Origin of the sequence: Yersinia entomophaga, assembly GCF_001656035.1 — a bacterium.
GTDB classification, from domain to species: domain Bacteria; phylum Pseudomonadota; class Gammaproteobacteria; order Enterobacterales; family Enterobacteriaceae; genus Yersinia; species Yersinia entomophaga.
Window position 1 is genome coordinate 435,509 of sequence record NZ_CP010029.1, and the last position, 16,787, is coordinate 452,295.

A 16,787-nucleotide genomic window follows, 5' to 3' on the forward strand; every position below is an offset into this window, starting at 1 on the left:
TAGAGTGGGGCACAAAATCCGGACGTGATCTGCATCAATGTTTATTCCCGCCGGGTGCGTAAGCCTGTTGGAGAGAAGAATGTCATCGCTAAGTAAAGAAGCAATATTGGTCCATGCTGCATTGGAAGCCCGTGGTCTCGAAACCCCGTTACGAGGACAAGTGTTAGATTCTGAAACGCGCAAACAGCGCATTCAGGAGCATATGACAGAAATTATGCAGCTACTGAATCTCGATCTGTCCGATGACAGTCTGGCCGATACCCCAAGACGCATTGCCAAAATGTATGTGGATGAGATTTTCTCTGGTCTGGATTACGCCAATTTCCCTAAAATCACCGTCATTGAAAACAAAATGAAAGTGGATGAGATGGTCACGGTTCGGGATATCACTCTGACCAGCACTTGTGAACATCATTTTGTCACTATCGATGGTAAAGCCACCGTTGCCTATATTCCGAAAGACAGCGTGATCGGTTTGTCGAAAATCAATCGTATTGTGCAATTCTTTGCCCAACGTCCGCAGGTACAAGAACGTTTGACTCAGCAAATTTTGCTGGCGTTGCAAACTCTGTTAGGCACCAATAATGTGGCTGTGTCCATTGATGCGGTGCATTATTGTGTTAAAGCACGCGGTATTCGTGATGCAACCAGCGCGACCACCACCACCTCTTTGGGCGGGCTATTTAAATCCAGCCAGAACACCCGGCAGGAATTCCTGCGCGCGGTGCGCCATAGCAGCTAATTCCTTTATTGAACGAGACGGCACGCTAAAGTGCCGCTAAACAGGATGTCGAGTATGCGTCAACGGATCGCAACTTTGGACAGCGCGAGAGGGTTGGCCATTTTTGGCATTCTTCTCCTCAATATCAGCGCGTTTGGTCTGCCTAAGGCCGCCTATCTCAATCCCGCTTATCTGGGAATGCCTTCGCTGTCTGATGCCTGGACGTGGGCAATTCTGGATATTTTTGCTCAAGCCAAATTCTTATCGATGTTCGCTATTCTATTCGGCGCAGGTATTGAATTGCTGTTGCATCGGGGGAAAGGGTGGATACAGGCGCGGCTGTCTATTTTGCTACTGCTAGGATTAATTCACGGAATTTTTTTCTGGGACGGCGATATTCTGCTGGCCTATAGTCTGATCGGTTTAGTTTGCTGGCGAATGATTCGTGATGCTAAAAGTGCTGAAAGCTTATTAAGAACCGGCGGAGTGTTGTATCTGATTGGCGTCGGCGTTTTGCTATTACTCGGTTTTATCGTCACCGGCGAGCCAGGGCAGTTTTGGATGCCGGGACCGGCGGAATTACAGTACGAACAGTTCTGGAAGCTACAGGGGGGCCGTGAGGCGTGGATAAATCGCGTTGATTTATTGTCTTCCAATTTGATAGCAATCGGCGCGCAATACGGCTGGGAACTGGCCGGCTTTATGCTCTTTGGCGCAGGATTAATGCGCAGCGGCTGGCTGCGTGGGCAGTTTAGTTTGCTGCACTATCGCCTACAGGCCGCGTGGATGATACCGCTTTCACTGGTCATTCAAATCCCGGCTATCGCTCTGCAATGGCATCTACAATGGGAATATCGCTGGACCGGATTTTTGCTGCAAGTGCCGCGGGAACTGGGCGCGCCGCTGCAAACGCTGGGTTATCTGGCGTTGTGTTACGGTTTTTGGCCCAGTTTGTCCCGCCTGCGTATCAGTCACTGGTTAGCCAACGTTGGGCGTATGGCGCTGAGCAACTATCTGCTACAAACGCTGATTTGTATCACCATTTTCTACCGTTTCGGTCTGTATCAGCAATTAGATCGCTTGCAATTATTAGCGGTGGTTCCGGCTGTTTGGTTATGTAACCTATTGTTCTCTAACCTATGGTTATCCTGTTTCAAACAAGGGCCGCTCGAGTGGGCGTGGAGAAGGTTGACCGCACAGGCCTGTGGACAGGTGGCAGAGAGCACTGATAGCAAGAAGTAATCTACTTGATGAATAAACTGAAGCTGGTTAGTTAAAAATTTGTATGTAAGCGTTTTCTTTCCTGTGACGTATTTCACGTAGTCGCAACCCTAAACTGGTTAGGATAAGTGCCAATATCGGCAGTATGCAGAATGAATGCGCTGCCTTCCTCACCACAGGGCGATGTTTCTATGGCCACAGTCAATTCCATTACTATTCGTGATGTTGCCAAACTGGCTGGCGTTTCTCTCGCTACGGTATCCCGAGTGCTGAATAAAAGTGCGGCGATCCGTCCGGCCACGCAGGCCGCAGTGATTAAAGCGGTGGCCGAGCTGGGGTATCGCCCCAATGCCAATGCTCAGGCACTCGCGAACCAAAGTAGTGACACCATTGGCGTGGTGGTCATGGATGTCTCCGATCCCTTTTTTGGCGCCTTGGTCAAAACGGTCGATACCGTAGCGCAACAGCATGATAAGTATGTATTAATTGGTAATGGCTATCATCAGGCTGACAAAGAGCGCCATGCTATCGAAGTGCTGATCCGCCAGCGCTGTAATGCTTTGGTGGTTCACGCCAAAGCGTTAGATGATGCGGAACTGATCGCTTTTTTGGATCAAATTCCCGGAATGGTATTAATAAATCGAATCATTCCCGGCTACGAATCACGCTGCGTTGGGCTGGATAACGTTAGCGGTGCGCAAATGGCCAGCCGATTACTGTTGAAACACGGCCACAGACGCATTGGTTTTCTTGGTTCTAACCACCCCATTGACGATGTGATTCAGCGCCAGCACGGCTATATTCAGGCTTTGGAAGCAGCAGGGGTTTACCCGCAGGAGAGTTGGCGTACCTACGCTACGCCGGATTTGGCCGGTGGAGAAACGGCGATGATCGATTTGCTGAGTCGCAATCTCAATTTGAGCGCGGTTTTTGCCTACAACGATTCTATGGCTGCCGGGGCGCTGGCGGTTCTAAAAGAAAACGGTATCATCGTCCCGGAGCAGTTTTCCCTAGTGGGTTTTGATGATATTCCTATTGCGCGCTATACCAGTCCAAAACTCACCACGGTCCTCTATCCTATTGTTTCAATGGCAATTTTAGCTACTGAATTAGCCCTCTCCGGTGCCAGTCAATCGCGAGAGGATAATGCCAGCTATTGCTTCCAGCCGACGTTGGTTCCGCGTCACTCCGTTACTTCCTGCCAAACTGTGGCATCGCTCACTAGTTGAGTATTTATTATTGTGTAACCGTTTTCAATCTGTGAGAAAATTCACAGATTATTAACAAAGCCCCGTCTATGCTTTATTCGTTTTCTCTCTGCCTGGATCGCAATTTTACCGCTGAGGTAAGGCAAATTACCGGTAATGACCCCGCAGATAGTGTGATGTTGTTTTGCCTTCACTCGCGGTAAGCGGTGCTTTCTCGGGAAACTGACCGTTAAGCACTGATATGTTCGCTGGTGGCAGGCTACTTACACAGCTTTTTCGGAGTTGAGTGAGGTCAAGGACGATAGATATTCAGTTGTCAGCTGCTCTGACCGATGGTTTCGATTATCGCTAAGGCAACGGTGTTATCACCCTGTACTACCCTACATAAACCCGGAGATACAAATGAATAAGAAGGTTTTCACTTTAGCCACTCTGGCCGCTAGCATGCTGTTTGGCGCGGCCGCTCAAGCAGATACCCGCATTGGCGTCACCATTTATAAATACGATGACAACTTTATGTCGGTTGTGCGTAAAGCCATTGAAAAAGAAGCCAAAGGTTCGCCTGACGTCACGCTGTTGATGAATGATTCTCAGAATGACCAATCTAAACAAAATGACCAAATCGACGTATTGCTGGCGAAAGGCGTGAAAGCGCTGGCAATCAACCTGGTTGATCCTGCGGCGGCTCCGGTCGTGATTGATAAAGCCCGCGCAAACGATATCCCGATCGTGTTCTACAACAAAGAACCTTCTCGTAAGGCTTTGGATAGCTACGATAAAGCTTATTACGTGGGTACTGATTCTAAAGAATCCGGTGTGATTCAGGGCGAACTGATAGCCAAACACTGGAAAGCCTCACCGGCGTGGGACCTGAACAAAGACGGCCAGATTCAGTATGTACTGCTGAAAGGTGAGCCGGGCCATCCGGATGCAGAAGCGCGTACCACTTACGTGATTAAAACGCTGAATGATAAAGAAGGCATTAAAACTCAGCAGCTTCAATTAGATACCGCGATGTGGGATACCGCGCAGGCGAAAGACAAGATGGATGCCTGGTTGTCTGGTCCTAATGCCAACAAAATCGAAGTGGTTATCGCGAACAACGATGCAATGGCAATGGGCGCGGTTGAAGCCTTAAAGGCGCACAACAAAACCAATATTCCAGTATTTGGCGTAGATGCATTACCGGAAGCATTGGCATTGGTTAAATCCGGGCAAATGGCCGGTACAGTGTTGAACGACGCGAATAATCAGGCAAAAGCTACCTTTGATTTAGCAAAAAATCTGGCCGCAGGCAAAGACGCGACTGACGGTACTAAATGGAAAGTGGAAAATAAAGTTGTGCGAATTCCATACGTGGGCGTAGATAAAGACAATCTGGCTCAATTTACCAAATAAGTATTTATTACCTGCTGCTCCGTTTCGCTCAGGGGGGCCGGGCGGATCAGCGGGTTTTATCAGGTATCCTTATTTTAAAGCGGTTTTGATCGCCAATGATGCGAAGCCGTTTTTTAGCCAGGTGTAGCTATGGCCGATATTAATACAGCACAGCCGCGCGAGTGGTTGCTGGAAATGAGTAATATTAATAAATCATTTCCGGGCGTAAAGGCATTAGATAACGTTAATTTAAAAGTCCGACCGCATTCTATCCATGCCTTAATGGGAGAGAACGGTGCCGGTAAATCAACGCTATTAAAGTGTCTGTTTGGTATCTATAAAAAAGACTCTGGCAGCATTATCTTCCAGGGCGAAGAAATAGAATTCAAAAGCTCAAAGGAAGCTCTTGAGCATGGCGTTTCAATGGTACATCAGGAATTAAATCTGGTATTACAACGTACGGTGATGGATAACATGTGGCTGGGGCGTTATCCAACCAAAGGTATTTTTGTCGATCAAGACAAAATGTACAAAGATACCAAAGCGATTTTTGATGAATTAGATATTGATATCGACCCGCGTGATAAAGTGGCTACGCTATCGGTATCGCAAATGCAGATGGTCGAAATAGCCAAAGCTTTTTCCTACAATGCCAAAATCGTTATTATGGATGAGCCAACGTCGTCACTAACGGAAAAAGAAGTGAACCATTTGTTCACCATTATCCGTAAATTAAAAGACCGCGGCTGTGGCATTGTTTATATCTCTCACAAGATGGAAGAGATATTCCAGCTGTGCGATGAAATTACTATTTTACGCGATGGACAATGGATCGCCACCCAGCCGCTGGCCGGCCTGGATATGGATAAGATTATCTCGATGATGGTCGGGCGCTCTCTGAGCCAGCGTTTCCCCGATCGGCAAAATAAACCCGGCGAAGTTATTCTGGAAGTTAAAAATCTGACTTCACTGCGTCAGCCTTCAATTCGCGATGTGTCCTTTGATCTGCATAAAGGGGAAATTCTCGGCATTGCCGGTTTAGTGGGGGCGAAACGCACGGATATCGTCGAAACGCTCTTTGGCATTCGCGAGAAAATCAGCGGAACCATCAAACTACAAGGTAAATCCATCAATAATAACAGTGCCAACGAAGCGATTAATCATGGCTTTGCGTTGGTTACGGAAGAGCGCCGTTCTACCGGTATCTATGCGTATCTGGATATTGGTTTCAACTCTCTGATTTCTAATATTCGTAATTATAAAAATAAATTTGGTCTGCTGGATAATAGCCGGATGAAAAGCGATACCCAATGGGTGATTGATGCCATGCGGGTAAAAACTCCCGGCCATAGAACCAGTATTGGCTCACTTTCCGGCGGAAATCAGCAAAAAGTGATTATTGGCCGTTGGTTATTGACTCAACCAGAAATATTAATGTTGGATGAACCGACGCGCGGTATTGACGTTGGGGCTAAATTTGAGATTTATCAGCTCATTACCGAACTGGCGAAAAAAGGAAAAGGGATAATTATTATTTCATCCGAAATGCCAGAGCTGTTAGGGATCACCGACAGAATTCTGGTTATGAGCAACGGTCTGGTTGCGGGAATTGTCGAAACGAAGCAAACCTCGCAAAACGAAATATTGCGTCTTGCATCCTTGCACCTCTAATCTAGTTGAAGGTTCTTATTATGAATGCGTTAAATAAGAAAAGCTTGCTCACTTATCTTAAAGAGGGCGGGATTTATGTAGTTTTGCTGGTGCTGCTGGCAATTATCATTTTCCAAGACCCAACTTTTTTAAGTTTGATGAATTTAAGTAATATTTTAACTCAGTCCTCAGTACGTATTATTATCGCGTTGGGCGTTGCCGGGTTAATTGTGACTCAGGGTACGGATTTATCCGCCGGACGACAGGTCGGTTTGGCTGCGGTCGTTGCCGCGACTATGTTACAAGCGATGGATAATGTGAATAAGGTTTTCCCTGATTTACAAACCGTACCTATTCCATTCGTTATTTTAACTGTCTGTCTGATTGGCGCAATTATTGGTTTGGTTAACGGTATTATTATCGCCTATTTAAACGTCACGCCGTTTATTACCACTTTGGGCACCATGATTATCGTTTATGGAATCAACTCCCTGTATTACGATTATGTGGGCGCCTCTCCAATTGCCGGCTTCGATCCTGCGTTTTCCTCATTTGCTCAGGGATTCCTGCGATTCGGTGATTTTAAACTCTCATACATTACGTTTTACGCATTGATTGCTATTGGCTTTGTTTGGGTGCTGTGGAATAAAACTCGTTTCGGTAAAAATATCTTCGCCATCGGTGGTAATCCAGAGGCGGCAAAAGTTTCTGGGGTTAACGTTCCGCTAAACTTAATCATGATTTATGCATTGTCCGGGGTGTTTTACGCCTTCGGCGGGATGCTGGAAGCGGGACGTATCGGCAGTGCCACCAACAACCTCGGTTTTATGTATGAATTGGATGCCATCGCAGCCTGCGTGGTTGGCGGCGTATCCTTTAGCGGCGGGGTAGGTACGGTCTTCGGCGTGGTCACCGGGGTTATTATTTTCACGGTCATTAACTACGGTTTGACCTATATCGGCGTAAACCCTTACTGGCAGTACATTATTAAGGGCGGAATCATTATCTTCGCCGTGGCGCTGGATTCACTGAAATATGCCAAGAAGAAATAAAGGCTAATTGAAAGACGGTCTCGATTAAGAGAAAAGCCAGTCAGGAGTCATCCGGCTGGCTTTTGTTTTTTTATACAGTTTATGGCGACTGAGATTCTTGGTTCTGGCGCCGCGAGGGACGCTTCGGTGGCTTACGCCACTTCGATTCCCTCGCCGCATTCTCCCGTTACTACCTCGGTTGTTCAACACCCAGGTGCGGCACGCTCGCGGATCAGGTTATTTCTCTCGCTTATCAGCTGCCAGCTTATGTTCCAGTTCGACCAACTGTTCCGGTGATACCGCAGGATAACCCTGAGCATCATCAGGCACGATATGCACAGCCGGAATAGGAATCAGTGGCCCAAGAAAACGCGGCTCGCGCTTCAAAATATAGAGGTCAGTCAATGCACCCAAGCGAGCAAAAATCTCTCTGACTCGCACCGAAAGCATATTTTTCGGTGAAGGAACCGCATAGCACTGCGCCTGAATCCCCATGTGCATGGCTATAAACAGCGCGCGTTCGCAGTGGAAACGCTGCGTGACAATAATAAAATCGTTGGTGTCGAATACCTTGCGGGTGCGAACGATAGAGTCCAGCGTGCGGAAACCGGCATAGTCCAGCACGATATCCGCAGGAGCCACGCCAGCGGCAATAAGATCTCGTCGCATGGTCATCGGCTCATTATAACTTTGCTGCGCATTATCGCCGCTTAACAGCAGGTAGTTTACCTTGCCGCTGTTGTAGGCGTTAATCGCCCCTTGAATACGGTAAAGGTAAAACTGATTGATGACGCCGGTACGATAATATTTTGCCGTTCCCAGCACCACGCCGACCTGACGATGAGGTAATTGTTGAATTTCATCATAGATATAGGGGGCGGTTTTCCAACTAATCCAACGATCGAGCACAATAGCCGACGCCATCAGCAATCCTGCGATGATAAATAAGCTGAAAATCAGGCGTTTCCACATTCTCGGGCCTTGGTTGCGTCGATGCTTGGGGTTATCTGCAAGGCTACTTTACCTGATACGGCGGCGCAAGACGTGACGAGGGCAGTTAAGCTGATTTTTGTCATTAAAAAGCAAGGATTTCTCTAACTGGATAGAGATTAACCTGCCCGAGGGCAGGTTGAGGTAAAACTAGAATGAGGTACGCTTGTAGGTTCGGTACTGAGGCTGCCAATAATTATGTTCGATAGCCTGCGCCAGCGCGTTATCAGAGGTGACGGTCGCCACGCCCTGTAACTGTGCGGCTTTACCCACCTGCATCGCAATACTCTTGGAAACAGCCTGAATATCATCGATATTCGGTAGTAAAGCCCCTTCACCGTGAATAGCCAGCGGAGAACAGTCGGCCAATGCGCGGCTGGCGGCCATCAGCATGCCATCGGTAATGCGACGGGCACCGGATGCTAATACGCCCAAACCGATACCCGGGAAGATATACGAGTTGTTGCACTGAGCAATAGGGTAAATAGTCTCTTTGTAGCTGACCGGCGCGAACGGACTCCCGGTGGCGACCAAGGCTGCGCCGTTCGTCCAGTTCAGAATATCTTCCGGACGCGCTTCTACCCGTGAGGTTGGGTTCGACAGCGGCATCACGATAGGGCGCGCACAGTGGCTGTGCATCTCGCGGATCAATTCTTCAGTAAACAAGCCCGGCTGGCCGGATACGCCGATTAATACCGTTGGCTTGGCGTGACGAACCACGTCCAGCAGTGAGATAGCATCGTTTTTCAAATCCCAGTTTTGCAGATTTTCGCTTTTCTGCACCAGCTTGCTTTGGAAATCCAGCAGGTTTGGCAATTTATCTGTCAGTAAACCGAAGCGATCGACCATAAACACGCGGCTGCGAGCTTCTTCTTCACTTAAGCCTTCGGACATCATCTGCGCGATAATCTGTTCTGCGATCCCGCAGCCCGCGGAACCTGCTCCCAGGAAGGTGACGGTTTGATCCCGCAATTGACTACCGGCGGCACGGCTGGCGGCAATCAGGCTGCCCAGCGTCACGGCGGCGGTGCCTTGAATATCATCGTTAAAGCAGCAAAGCTCATCGCGGTAACGGTTTAGCAGTGGGGTCGCGTTTTTCTGGGCAAAATCTTCAAACTGCAATAATACGTTTGGCCAGCGGCGTTTGACGGCCTGAATGAATTCATCGACAAATTCGTAATATTCGTCGCCGGAAATACGCGGATGACGCCAGCCCATATACAGCGGATCATTCAGGCGTTGCGGGTTATTGGTGCCCACGTCCAGCACTACCGGCAGGGTATAAGCCGGGCTGATACCGCCACAAGCGGTGTACAGAGACAGTTTTCCGATGGGAATTCCCATGCCGCCGATGCCCTGATCGCCCAGACCTAAAATACGTTCACCATCGGTCACAACGATGACTTTAACGTTTTGTTTGGTGGCGTTTTGCAGCATATCGTCAATGCGATCGCGGTTCGGATAGGAAATAAACAGCCCGCGAGCTCGGCGATAAATATCAGAGAAATGCTCACAGGCTTCCCCGACCGTTGGTGTGTAAATAATGGGCATCATTTCGCTCAGATGCGCTTCCAACAGGCGGTAAAACAGGGTTTCGTTGGTATCTTGAATATTGCGCAGATAGATGTGTTTATCATCATCATTTTTGAAGTCTTGGTACTGGCGATACGCTCGCTCAGCCTGTTCTTCAATAGTTTCAACTGCTTCAGGTAACAGTCCATGCAGGTTAAAGTGGCTGCGCTCGTCGTCAGTAAAGGCGCTGCCTTTATTCAATAAGGGAAATTCCAACAGAATCGGCCCTGCGTAGGGAATGTACAGCGGGCGTTTACTTTCGTATTCAAGTTCCATGAGTTTTACTCTTAAGCGTTATCGGATAGCCGTTACTGACTCCGATCCTAAGAGATAGGGAAAATATGTACAGCATTTGTTAGCAATTTATAACAATTGCCAACAGAAATGAGAGTTAAAGAGCAAAAATCAGCGTGGTAGTGATTTTAATTGGCGCGAATAATGGCGCTTATTAAAGCGCCTGATTACTTTAACTGTTAATTAATTACACAACTCATATTTATTAAACATTAGCACTCATTTTGCTTATTTATATGCGTTATGGGAGTTTGTAACAGTGAGTTCTATGCGCTGGCCGTATGACACTTCCAGCGTATTGCCATCGGGATCGGCAAAATACGCCCAATAACCGACGGGTTCACCGGAATCTTGCGGTGCAGATCGCAGACAACCCTCTGCGCTAGCCAGAGCAACCAATTCATCGACTCGTGCTCGACTCGCGCAGGCAACGCCGAGGTGTCCGAAAGGCCCTAACGCTGTGTCTTTTAGCTCCGGAGATTGCACTAGAACGATAGCAAAGGGGCGACTGTGATCGGTCATCCATGCTACTTCCATACCGGGTTTGCCTCCTGCCCGACGGTGAACCAGGGTCATTCCGGCGTAGCGCTGATAGAAATCCAGACTGATATCAATATCTTGCACCACTAATGCAATGTGGCTTAGCCCTAAATCGAGCGAATGATTGGTATCGATTACAGTGGTTGTCATAAGTATTTCTCCGGTTAATAACTTGAGGTTCTCTTCACCGGTCAAATGATTCATTATTCACTCAATGATTGATAATCGATATTTTATCTAGTGAGTATTCATTACATGAATAATTTGCGTGCCATAGATCTTAACCTGCTGGTTATATTGGATGTTTTGCTCATTGAACGGCACGTATCCCGAGCGGCTACGCGGTTGCACATGAGCCAACCAGCAGTGAGCCACGCGCTGAATCGGCTACGTTATTTGCTGGATGATCCGTTGCTGGTGCGTGCGCCCGGTGGTTTTCAGCTTACCCGTCGGGCGCTTGAGTTAGTTGAACCTTTGCAGCAGGTCCTGGAGCAGGTTCGACAATTGGTAGGTTCTGCTCAATTTGTTCCAGCGCAGGCTAGCCAAAGCTTTCGCATGGCGTTATCTGATTATGGTGCAGCCATTGTGCTGCCGGGGTTGCTTCAGCGGTTACGCCAGCAGGCTCCGGGCATCGATCTGGTGGTGGTGCAGCTCAGCAGGGAGCAGATGGTTGAGCAAGTGCTTGCGGGGCAGTTAGATCTGGCGCTGGGTGTGTTTCCCCATTTGCCCGCTGGGTTAAGCAGTTGCAGGCTATTTGAAGAACATTTTGTCTGTGTTGCTGATGCGAATCATCCATTGGGGAATGAAAAGCGCCTAACGCTAGATGATTATCTGGCTCAGCCGCATTTGCTGGTTTCTATGCGTGGCGAAAGTGCGGGAGAAGTGGAGGCGGCACTGACGGAATTGGGCCTTCGACGACGGATTGCCGCAATTATGCCGCACTTTCTGGTGGCACCGCAGGCGGTGGTGGGGACGGATTTACTTTTGACGATCGCCAGCCGGGTCGTAGCGACTCAGCCAGAATCAATGAGGCTACAACGCCTTGAGCTGCCTTTTGTCGTACCGAGCTTTGATTTTGTGCAAATCTGGCATCCACGTAATAGTCACAAGGAAGATCAGCGTTGGCTGCGGCAGCAGGTGGTGGAAAGTCTCTGAAAACGAGCGCCCCGGCGAGGAAAGAAAAATCCGGGGCGGTTAAAGCGGTTAGAAAGTCGCGCGGCGAACGTCCGTGCAGCCGATAGCCGCCAGCGTGGCCTGAGTTGCATCCCACTGGCTTAATACCGGCGTTGCAGGTTCAGCCAGAACCGCGCGGCGCACAGTCAGACAATCGCTACCGGACATATTCATCAGAATCAGCGAGGCCTGAAGTGGAGGCAAGCTTGGGTTAAAAGCGGCATTTTCCGCATAGCGTCCGGCGAAAATTGCCCCCTTTGTATCTTCCAGAGCGACGCCGCTGTGCGCCTGGCTATAAGGTGCATGGCTGCGGTTAGCGGCCTCCAGAGCGGCCTGAGCCAAAGCGTCGCTATCATTAAGGTGATAACCGTGATCGACCGAATCCATCAATAATGTGCTGATTTCCAGATCGTTAGGGCCAAATGAATCAGGCAGATAGTCACCAAGCGTTGCCGCTGGACGACCTGGTAGATGGATATGTAAACCGGTGCCGCTGTTTAATTCATTCATAAACTGACGACAATGACCGCACGGAGTGTAATTTACGGTAATGGAGACTAAACCGCCTTCTCCCCGCAGCCAGGCGTGGGTAACGGCACACTGTTCGGCGTGAATGGTTTGTTGCAGCGGTGCGCCGTTGAATTCCATATTGGCACCGAAATACAGATTGCCGCTTTTACCGCGAGCGATTGCCCCTACTTTAAAATGGGATATCGGCGTGAGTGAGCAGGCGGCAGCCAGCGGTAACAGGGCGAATGCCAGTTCTGCATCATTCAGCCCACTGAGAGTTTTTACCGTTTCGACTTCTGCGGCGGTAAGCATTGCAGGGAAATGATCGTTGCTCAGCAGTGGCTCCAGGGCGGATTGCAATGCTGTTGGCAGCTCTGCCAGTGGGGCGCGAAAACGTGCTTGCATAGAAATTCTCTCCAATATTAACGGGAAACTATTTTAGGCAGCTTGCGCACTCTTAATTGTGATGTAGATCTCGTTGTATATGAAATTTATGCAATGAATATATTAAATGAGAGATTTATCTCAAATTTATATGCTTAAAATTGCTTATTTGGTGTTCATTGCGCTTATTTAGCCGATTAAACCTGTTTGACCGAATAGCCTGTTTAACCGAATAAATGCAGCAATATCGGGAACAGGAACGGAGCCAACAATGAGGTAATGATCCCGCAAATCACCAATGCCAGTGAGCTAAATGCGCCTTCTTGAAAATCGACTTCAGCGCAGCGGGCGGTACCCAATGCGTGAGAAGCGGTCCCCATAGCTAACCCGCGGGAGGCTTTAGTGACAATTCTTAGCCGATTAAACAAGGTATGGCCGAATACTGCCCCTAAAATTCCGACAAAAATCACGCAGACGGCGCTGATAGCCGGAATGCCGTTTATAGAATCTGCCACTGCCATCGCGATAGGCGTGGTGACAGACTTCGGTAATACCGATGCGGCGATCTCCGGTGTTGCTCCCATCCATAAGGCTATCGCGGTGCCGCTGACCATCGCCGTGATGCTGCCGATAAAACAAATGGTGATAATGGATTTCCAGCGTGCGCGGATCTGGTGCAATTGCTCATACAACGGAAAAGCGAGCGCCACTACTGCTGGTTGCAGCAGGTCATTCAGAATTTTGCTGCCTTTAAAATAATTGGCGTAGGGCATATGGGTCAGCAGCAGCAAGGGAATGATGATGACCATAGATACCAGCAATGGATTGAGCAGTGGCATTTTCAACCAAATCGCCAGCTTACGCGCGCCAAAGAACACCAGCAGCGTTAAAGGCAGCGACCACCAGATATGCTCCATTATTTGTCCTCCGACTGTTCATCTACCGAACCGACGATCTTGCGTTCCCGATGGACAAACTGCGAGCTGTAACCCACCACGATCATGACCACTAACGTACTGATAAAACACGACACAATAATAGGACCAAACTGTTTACTGAGCTGGTCGTAATACTGCATCACGCCGACACCAATCGGTACAAAAAGCAGTGCCATATAGCGGATCAGAATATGACAGCCGGGTTTGACCCAGCGAGACGGCAGGATTTGCGAAGACAGCAGGGCGAACAGAATCAACATGCCAATAATACTGCCCGGAATGGTCATTGGCAGCAGCGCGGACAGTGCGTTACCCGCCCATAAACACAGGTAAATAAAGATAAAGGCCCGTAGGTATTGCCAGCAAAGTGTAATCACATTGCGCATAATAAGTGTCCTAAGTAACGGAGGCATTCATCATACAATTATGCCGAGAAATGTGCTACCGATCACACCATGAATTATATCTATGCTTTTATGCCATTTGCGATGGCACACTTTCGTGACGCTGGCATGACTCGCGCCCGGTTGGGCTAGATTTTTTCTGATGATTGATTAAATACATTATCCTGCGCTTTTGCCAACTGATAACCGCGATAGAAAAAGGCCAAACCGAGTAATGCTGCCACCATCAGCATCACAAACATCATTTCCGGCGCGGCGTAGGCCAGCAAAAATCCGCACATCACCGGATTGATAGCTCCCCCCAGATTGCCTAGATTTTGTGCCCCGTAATAGCTGCCTTTCAAATTCGCAGGAGCAATGAAGTCGATGAATAAATACTCCACTGGAATCACGATAATCTCGCCAAAAGAGAAGATGGTCATCGCTAGCATCCACATCGGAATAGAACCCTGAGCGGTCATAAAGCCTAACAGACCCACAATAAAGAACAGAGTACCGAGCATCAGCCAGCGTATTAGGTTCTGCTGATTCATACGACGACTTAATAAATACTGGAACGCAATCACAATCACGGCGTTGACCGTCATGATCGACCCTATCACCTGATAGGCAAATTTCGCGTTGGAAACGGTGATCAAATATTGCGAAAGGTAGCCAGTAAATTGCCCGAAGACGACGGCGCTCAACATGCTGCCGAGCGTGAAATAGACCAAGCGTTTATCCTGACGCAGAATGCGGAACGTTTGGGCGAAATTCAGCGGCGCAACGCTTTTGAGTTCAAGACTATCTTCCCGCTCTGGCGGGATGCCGAATTTGTCTAACAGAAATATCAGTGTGATAGCGACGGCTAAAGCCAGGCCACCAGACATCAAAAAAGGCAGCATAGGGCTGAACGCCGCCATCAGCACGCCCAGCGCCGGGCCAACCGCCCAGCCAACGTTAACTAACGTATAGTTTGCAGAGAAAGCTTTGATGCGCTGAGCCACCGGTAGCCAATCGGCGAAGCAGGCTTTGACCGCAATGCTAAATACCGAATAGGCCGAATGTAGCACTGCCAGCACTAAAATAATCCACGCCGGTTGTTCAATCCACGGCAAGGCAAAGAAGGTGAGGGCAAACAGGGCAATAGCCACAAAAATCAGATGATTTTTATTAAACTTATCGACCAGAAAACCGCCGTACAGGCTGGCAATAATCCCCAGAGTCAGGCTGGCACCCAAAACTAAACCGACGCGATCCGGCGCTAGCTGGAAGTGTTCTGCCAGATAAATGGTAATAAAGGGCAACGTAATGGCACGCCCAATAGTCAACACTAATGAAGACAGCAGAAGTGTGACCACCAACGGAGGAAATCCTTTCATAGTGTTATCTTTTTATTATGTTAATTGAATGTGACAATGGCTCAGGCAGATACCATAGACGATTGTAATAATAAAAAGAGAGGGGGAACGGAAAATATTTTTAGAAACAGCAGATCAACCTGAATCGATCCGCTGGTAGCAGCGCGTTATCCTAAATATTCGATAATAGAAAGACCGCCGTTGTAATCCGTACTGTAGATAATTCCTTGCGCATCGACAAAAACATCGCAGGATTGAACTACCTGCGGGCGATCCGGTCGCTTATCCATCATTTTAGTCGGCGCAGCGGGCACCAATGCGCCGGTTTCCCTCGGCTGGTATGGATTACTGATATCGTAGGCTCGCACACCGGCATTTTGGTAGGTGGCAAAAATCAGCGACGAGCTGATAAAACTGCCGGGACGGTTTTCATGCAAATTATGTGGGCCGAAATGTGCGCCTTTTTTGACGTAATCCCGTTCATTTGGTACCGGAAAGGTGGAAATACTAATGGGGTTACTCGGCTCGCGAATATCAAAGACCCAAATGTGCTTTTCCCCGTCTTCCTGATTATCCAATACCGCTTCGTCCAATACGATCAACAGATTTCTGTCAGGCAACGGCAGTGCAGTGTGAGTGCCACCGCCAAAAGGTGGGCTCCAGTTACGATGGCAAATCAGTTTTGGCTGGTAGCGATCGCTGACGTCCAACAGCGTCAAACCGCCGTCGCGCCAGCTTCCGTAGGCGGTATCCCCGCTGATAATGGCATGGTGCAGCGCATAGCGCTGACCGTCTGGCCAGCTTGGTGTTTCTCCGCCAGCGCTATGCATGCCCGGTAGCCAATAACGGCCAGCCACCGCTGGATTGCGTGGATCGGCCATATCGATAGTCAGGAAAATATAATCGCTGTAACCATCCAATAAGGCTGAAACGTAGGCCCAACGTCCGCCAACGTAAACTATTCGGTGAATTCCAATTCCATCCAACGGTAAAAAGCCGATTTGTCGCGGCTGGTCGGGAATGGAAATATCAAAAATTCGTAAGCCCGCGCTCCAGTTTCGCTCCCCCTGCCGGGTATTGACGGTTTTGCCTACCGATTGAGTGTAATAGACTTTTTCCTCGGCAAAACTAGCGTCAGCAAACAGATCTCGGGCATTAATCACCAATAGCAGATCGTCGTGAGTTTGTAGATGCACGTTCCAAGTATTCGGCGGCGCAGGGATAAAACCGCTGGGGCGCGGATTTTTTGCATCCCGAACGTCAACGATTGATACACCTTGAGAAACCATATGGCCGATATAGGCGTAGCCGCGATGCACCATCACCTGAACGCCATCAGGCCGCCCGCCCTGATCGCTATGGCCAATCAGCCGCATATTGCGGCTGTATTCTGGCTTTGGTAGCGAGCTGTGGGTTGTCATAAGTTTGCTCCGC

The 16,787-nt window shown here is 48.8% G+C and carries 15 protein-coding genes; 7 read left to right on the forward strand and 8 right to left on the reverse strand.

The features are described 5' to 3' along the window. Positions 1-79: 79 nt before the first annotated feature. From folE to mglC, 6 genes are all read left to right on the forward strand, one after another. The gene (folE, locus tag PL78_RS02125) at positions 80-742 is read left to right on the forward strand and encodes a GTP cyclohydrolase I FolE (RefSeq protein WP_049596613.1); all 663 of its coding nucleotides are present in this window, start codon (positions 80-82) and stop codon (positions 740-742) included. 54 nt (positions 743-796) lie between these two features. Continuing rightward, the gene (gene yeiB, locus PL78_RS02130; RefSeq protein ID WP_064512721.1) at positions 797-1,963 is read left to right on the forward strand and encodes a DUF418 domain-containing protein YeiB; all 1,167 of its coding nucleotides are present in this window, start codon (positions 797-799) and stop codon (positions 1,961-1,963) included. Between the two features lie 170 nt (positions 1,964-2,133). Then, complete coding sequence (gene galS / locus PL78_RS02135) at positions 2,134-3,171, forward strand: HTH-type transcriptional regulator GalS (protein WP_064518199.1); 1,038 nt, start codon at positions 2,134-2,136, stop codon at positions 3,169-3,171. A 381-nt stretch (positions 3,172-3,552) separates the two neighbouring features. Beyond that, positions 3,553-4,548: a galactose/glucose ABC transporter substrate-binding protein MglB gene (mglB, locus tag PL78_RS02140; protein WP_064512723.1), complete on the forward strand. Its 996-nt coding sequence runs from the start codon at positions 3,553-3,555 to the stop codon at positions 4,546-4,548. Between the two features lie 129 nt (positions 4,549-4,677). Then, entirely contained in the window at positions 4,678-6,198 is a 1,521-nt protein-coding gene (mglA, locus tag PL78_RS02145; RefSeq protein WP_064512725.1) for a galactose/methyl galactoside ABC transporter ATP-binding protein MglA, read from the forward strand. A 20-nt stretch (positions 6,199-6,218) separates the two neighbouring features. Then, a complete protein-coding gene (mglC, locus tag PL78_RS02150) occupies positions 6,219-7,229 on the forward strand; it encodes a galactose/methyl galactoside ABC transporter permease MglC (protein ID WP_049596609.1) in 1,011 nt (336 codons plus the stop codon). Positions 7,230-7,445: 216 nt separating this feature from the next. Here the strand turns inward: mglC and sanA are convergent, their stop codons facing one another. From sanA to PL78_RS02165, 3 genes are all read right to left on the reverse strand, one after another. Further along, positions 7,446-8,180, reverse strand: a complete 735-nt coding sequence (gene sanA / locus PL78_RS02155) for an outer membrane permeability protein SanA (protein WP_064512726.1) — start codon at positions 8,178-8,180, stop codon at positions 7,446-7,448. Positions 8,181-8,348: 168 nt separating this feature from the next. Beyond that, entirely contained in the window at positions 8,349-10,046 is a 1,698-nt protein-coding gene (locus PL78_RS02160; protein ID WP_064512728.1) for an NAD-dependent malic enzyme, read from the reverse strand. A gap of 246 nt (positions 10,047-10,292) precedes the next feature. After that, positions 10,293-10,754, reverse strand: coding sequence for a VOC family protein (locus PL78_RS02165; RefSeq protein ID WP_064518201.1), 462 nt, complete (start codon positions 10,752-10,754; stop codon positions 10,293-10,295). A 105-nt stretch (positions 10,755-10,859) separates the two neighbouring features. On the opposite strand from PL78_RS02165, the gene PL78_RS02170 reads away from it, so the two are divergent. After that, complete coding sequence (locus PL78_RS02170; RefSeq protein WP_064512732.1) at positions 10,860-11,759, forward strand: LysR family transcriptional regulator; 900 nt, start codon at positions 10,860-10,862, stop codon at positions 11,757-11,759. Positions 11,760-11,807: 48 nt separating this feature from the next. Here PL78_RS02170 and cdd read toward each other — a convergent pair whose 3' ends face one another. The 5 genes from cdd to PL78_RS02195 all read right to left on the reverse strand — a co-directional run bounded on the left by cdd (position 11,808) and on the right by PL78_RS02195 (position 16,774). Continuing rightward, positions 11,808-12,692, reverse strand: coding sequence for a cytidine deaminase (gene cdd, locus PL78_RS02175; RefSeq protein ID WP_064512734.1), 885 nt, complete (start codon positions 12,690-12,692; stop codon positions 11,808-11,810). Between the two features lie 203 nt (positions 12,693-12,895). After that, positions 12,896-13,588, reverse strand: a complete 693-nt coding sequence (locus tag PL78_RS02180; RefSeq protein ID WP_064512736.1) for a CidB/LrgB family autolysis modulator — start codon at positions 13,586-13,588, stop codon at positions 12,896-12,898. Continuing rightward, positions 13,588-13,995, reverse strand: a complete 408-nt coding sequence (locus tag PL78_RS02185) for a CidA/LrgA family protein (RefSeq protein WP_064512737.1) — start codon at positions 13,993-13,995, stop codon at positions 13,588-13,590. Before PL78_RS02185 ends, PL78_RS02180 begins: the two co-directional genes overlap by 1 nt. Before the next feature lie 146 nt (positions 13,996-14,141). Then, positions 14,142-15,374, reverse strand: coding sequence for an MFS transporter (locus PL78_RS02190; protein WP_064512739.1), 1,233 nt, complete (start codon positions 15,372-15,374; stop codon positions 14,142-14,144). A 146-nt stretch (positions 15,375-15,520) separates the two neighbouring features. Continuing rightward, positions 15,521-16,774, reverse strand: coding sequence for an LVIVD repeat-containing protein (locus PL78_RS02195; RefSeq protein ID WP_064512742.1), 1,254 nt, complete (start codon positions 16,772-16,774; stop codon positions 15,521-15,523). Between the last annotated feature and the right edge of the window lie 13 nt (positions 16,775-16,787).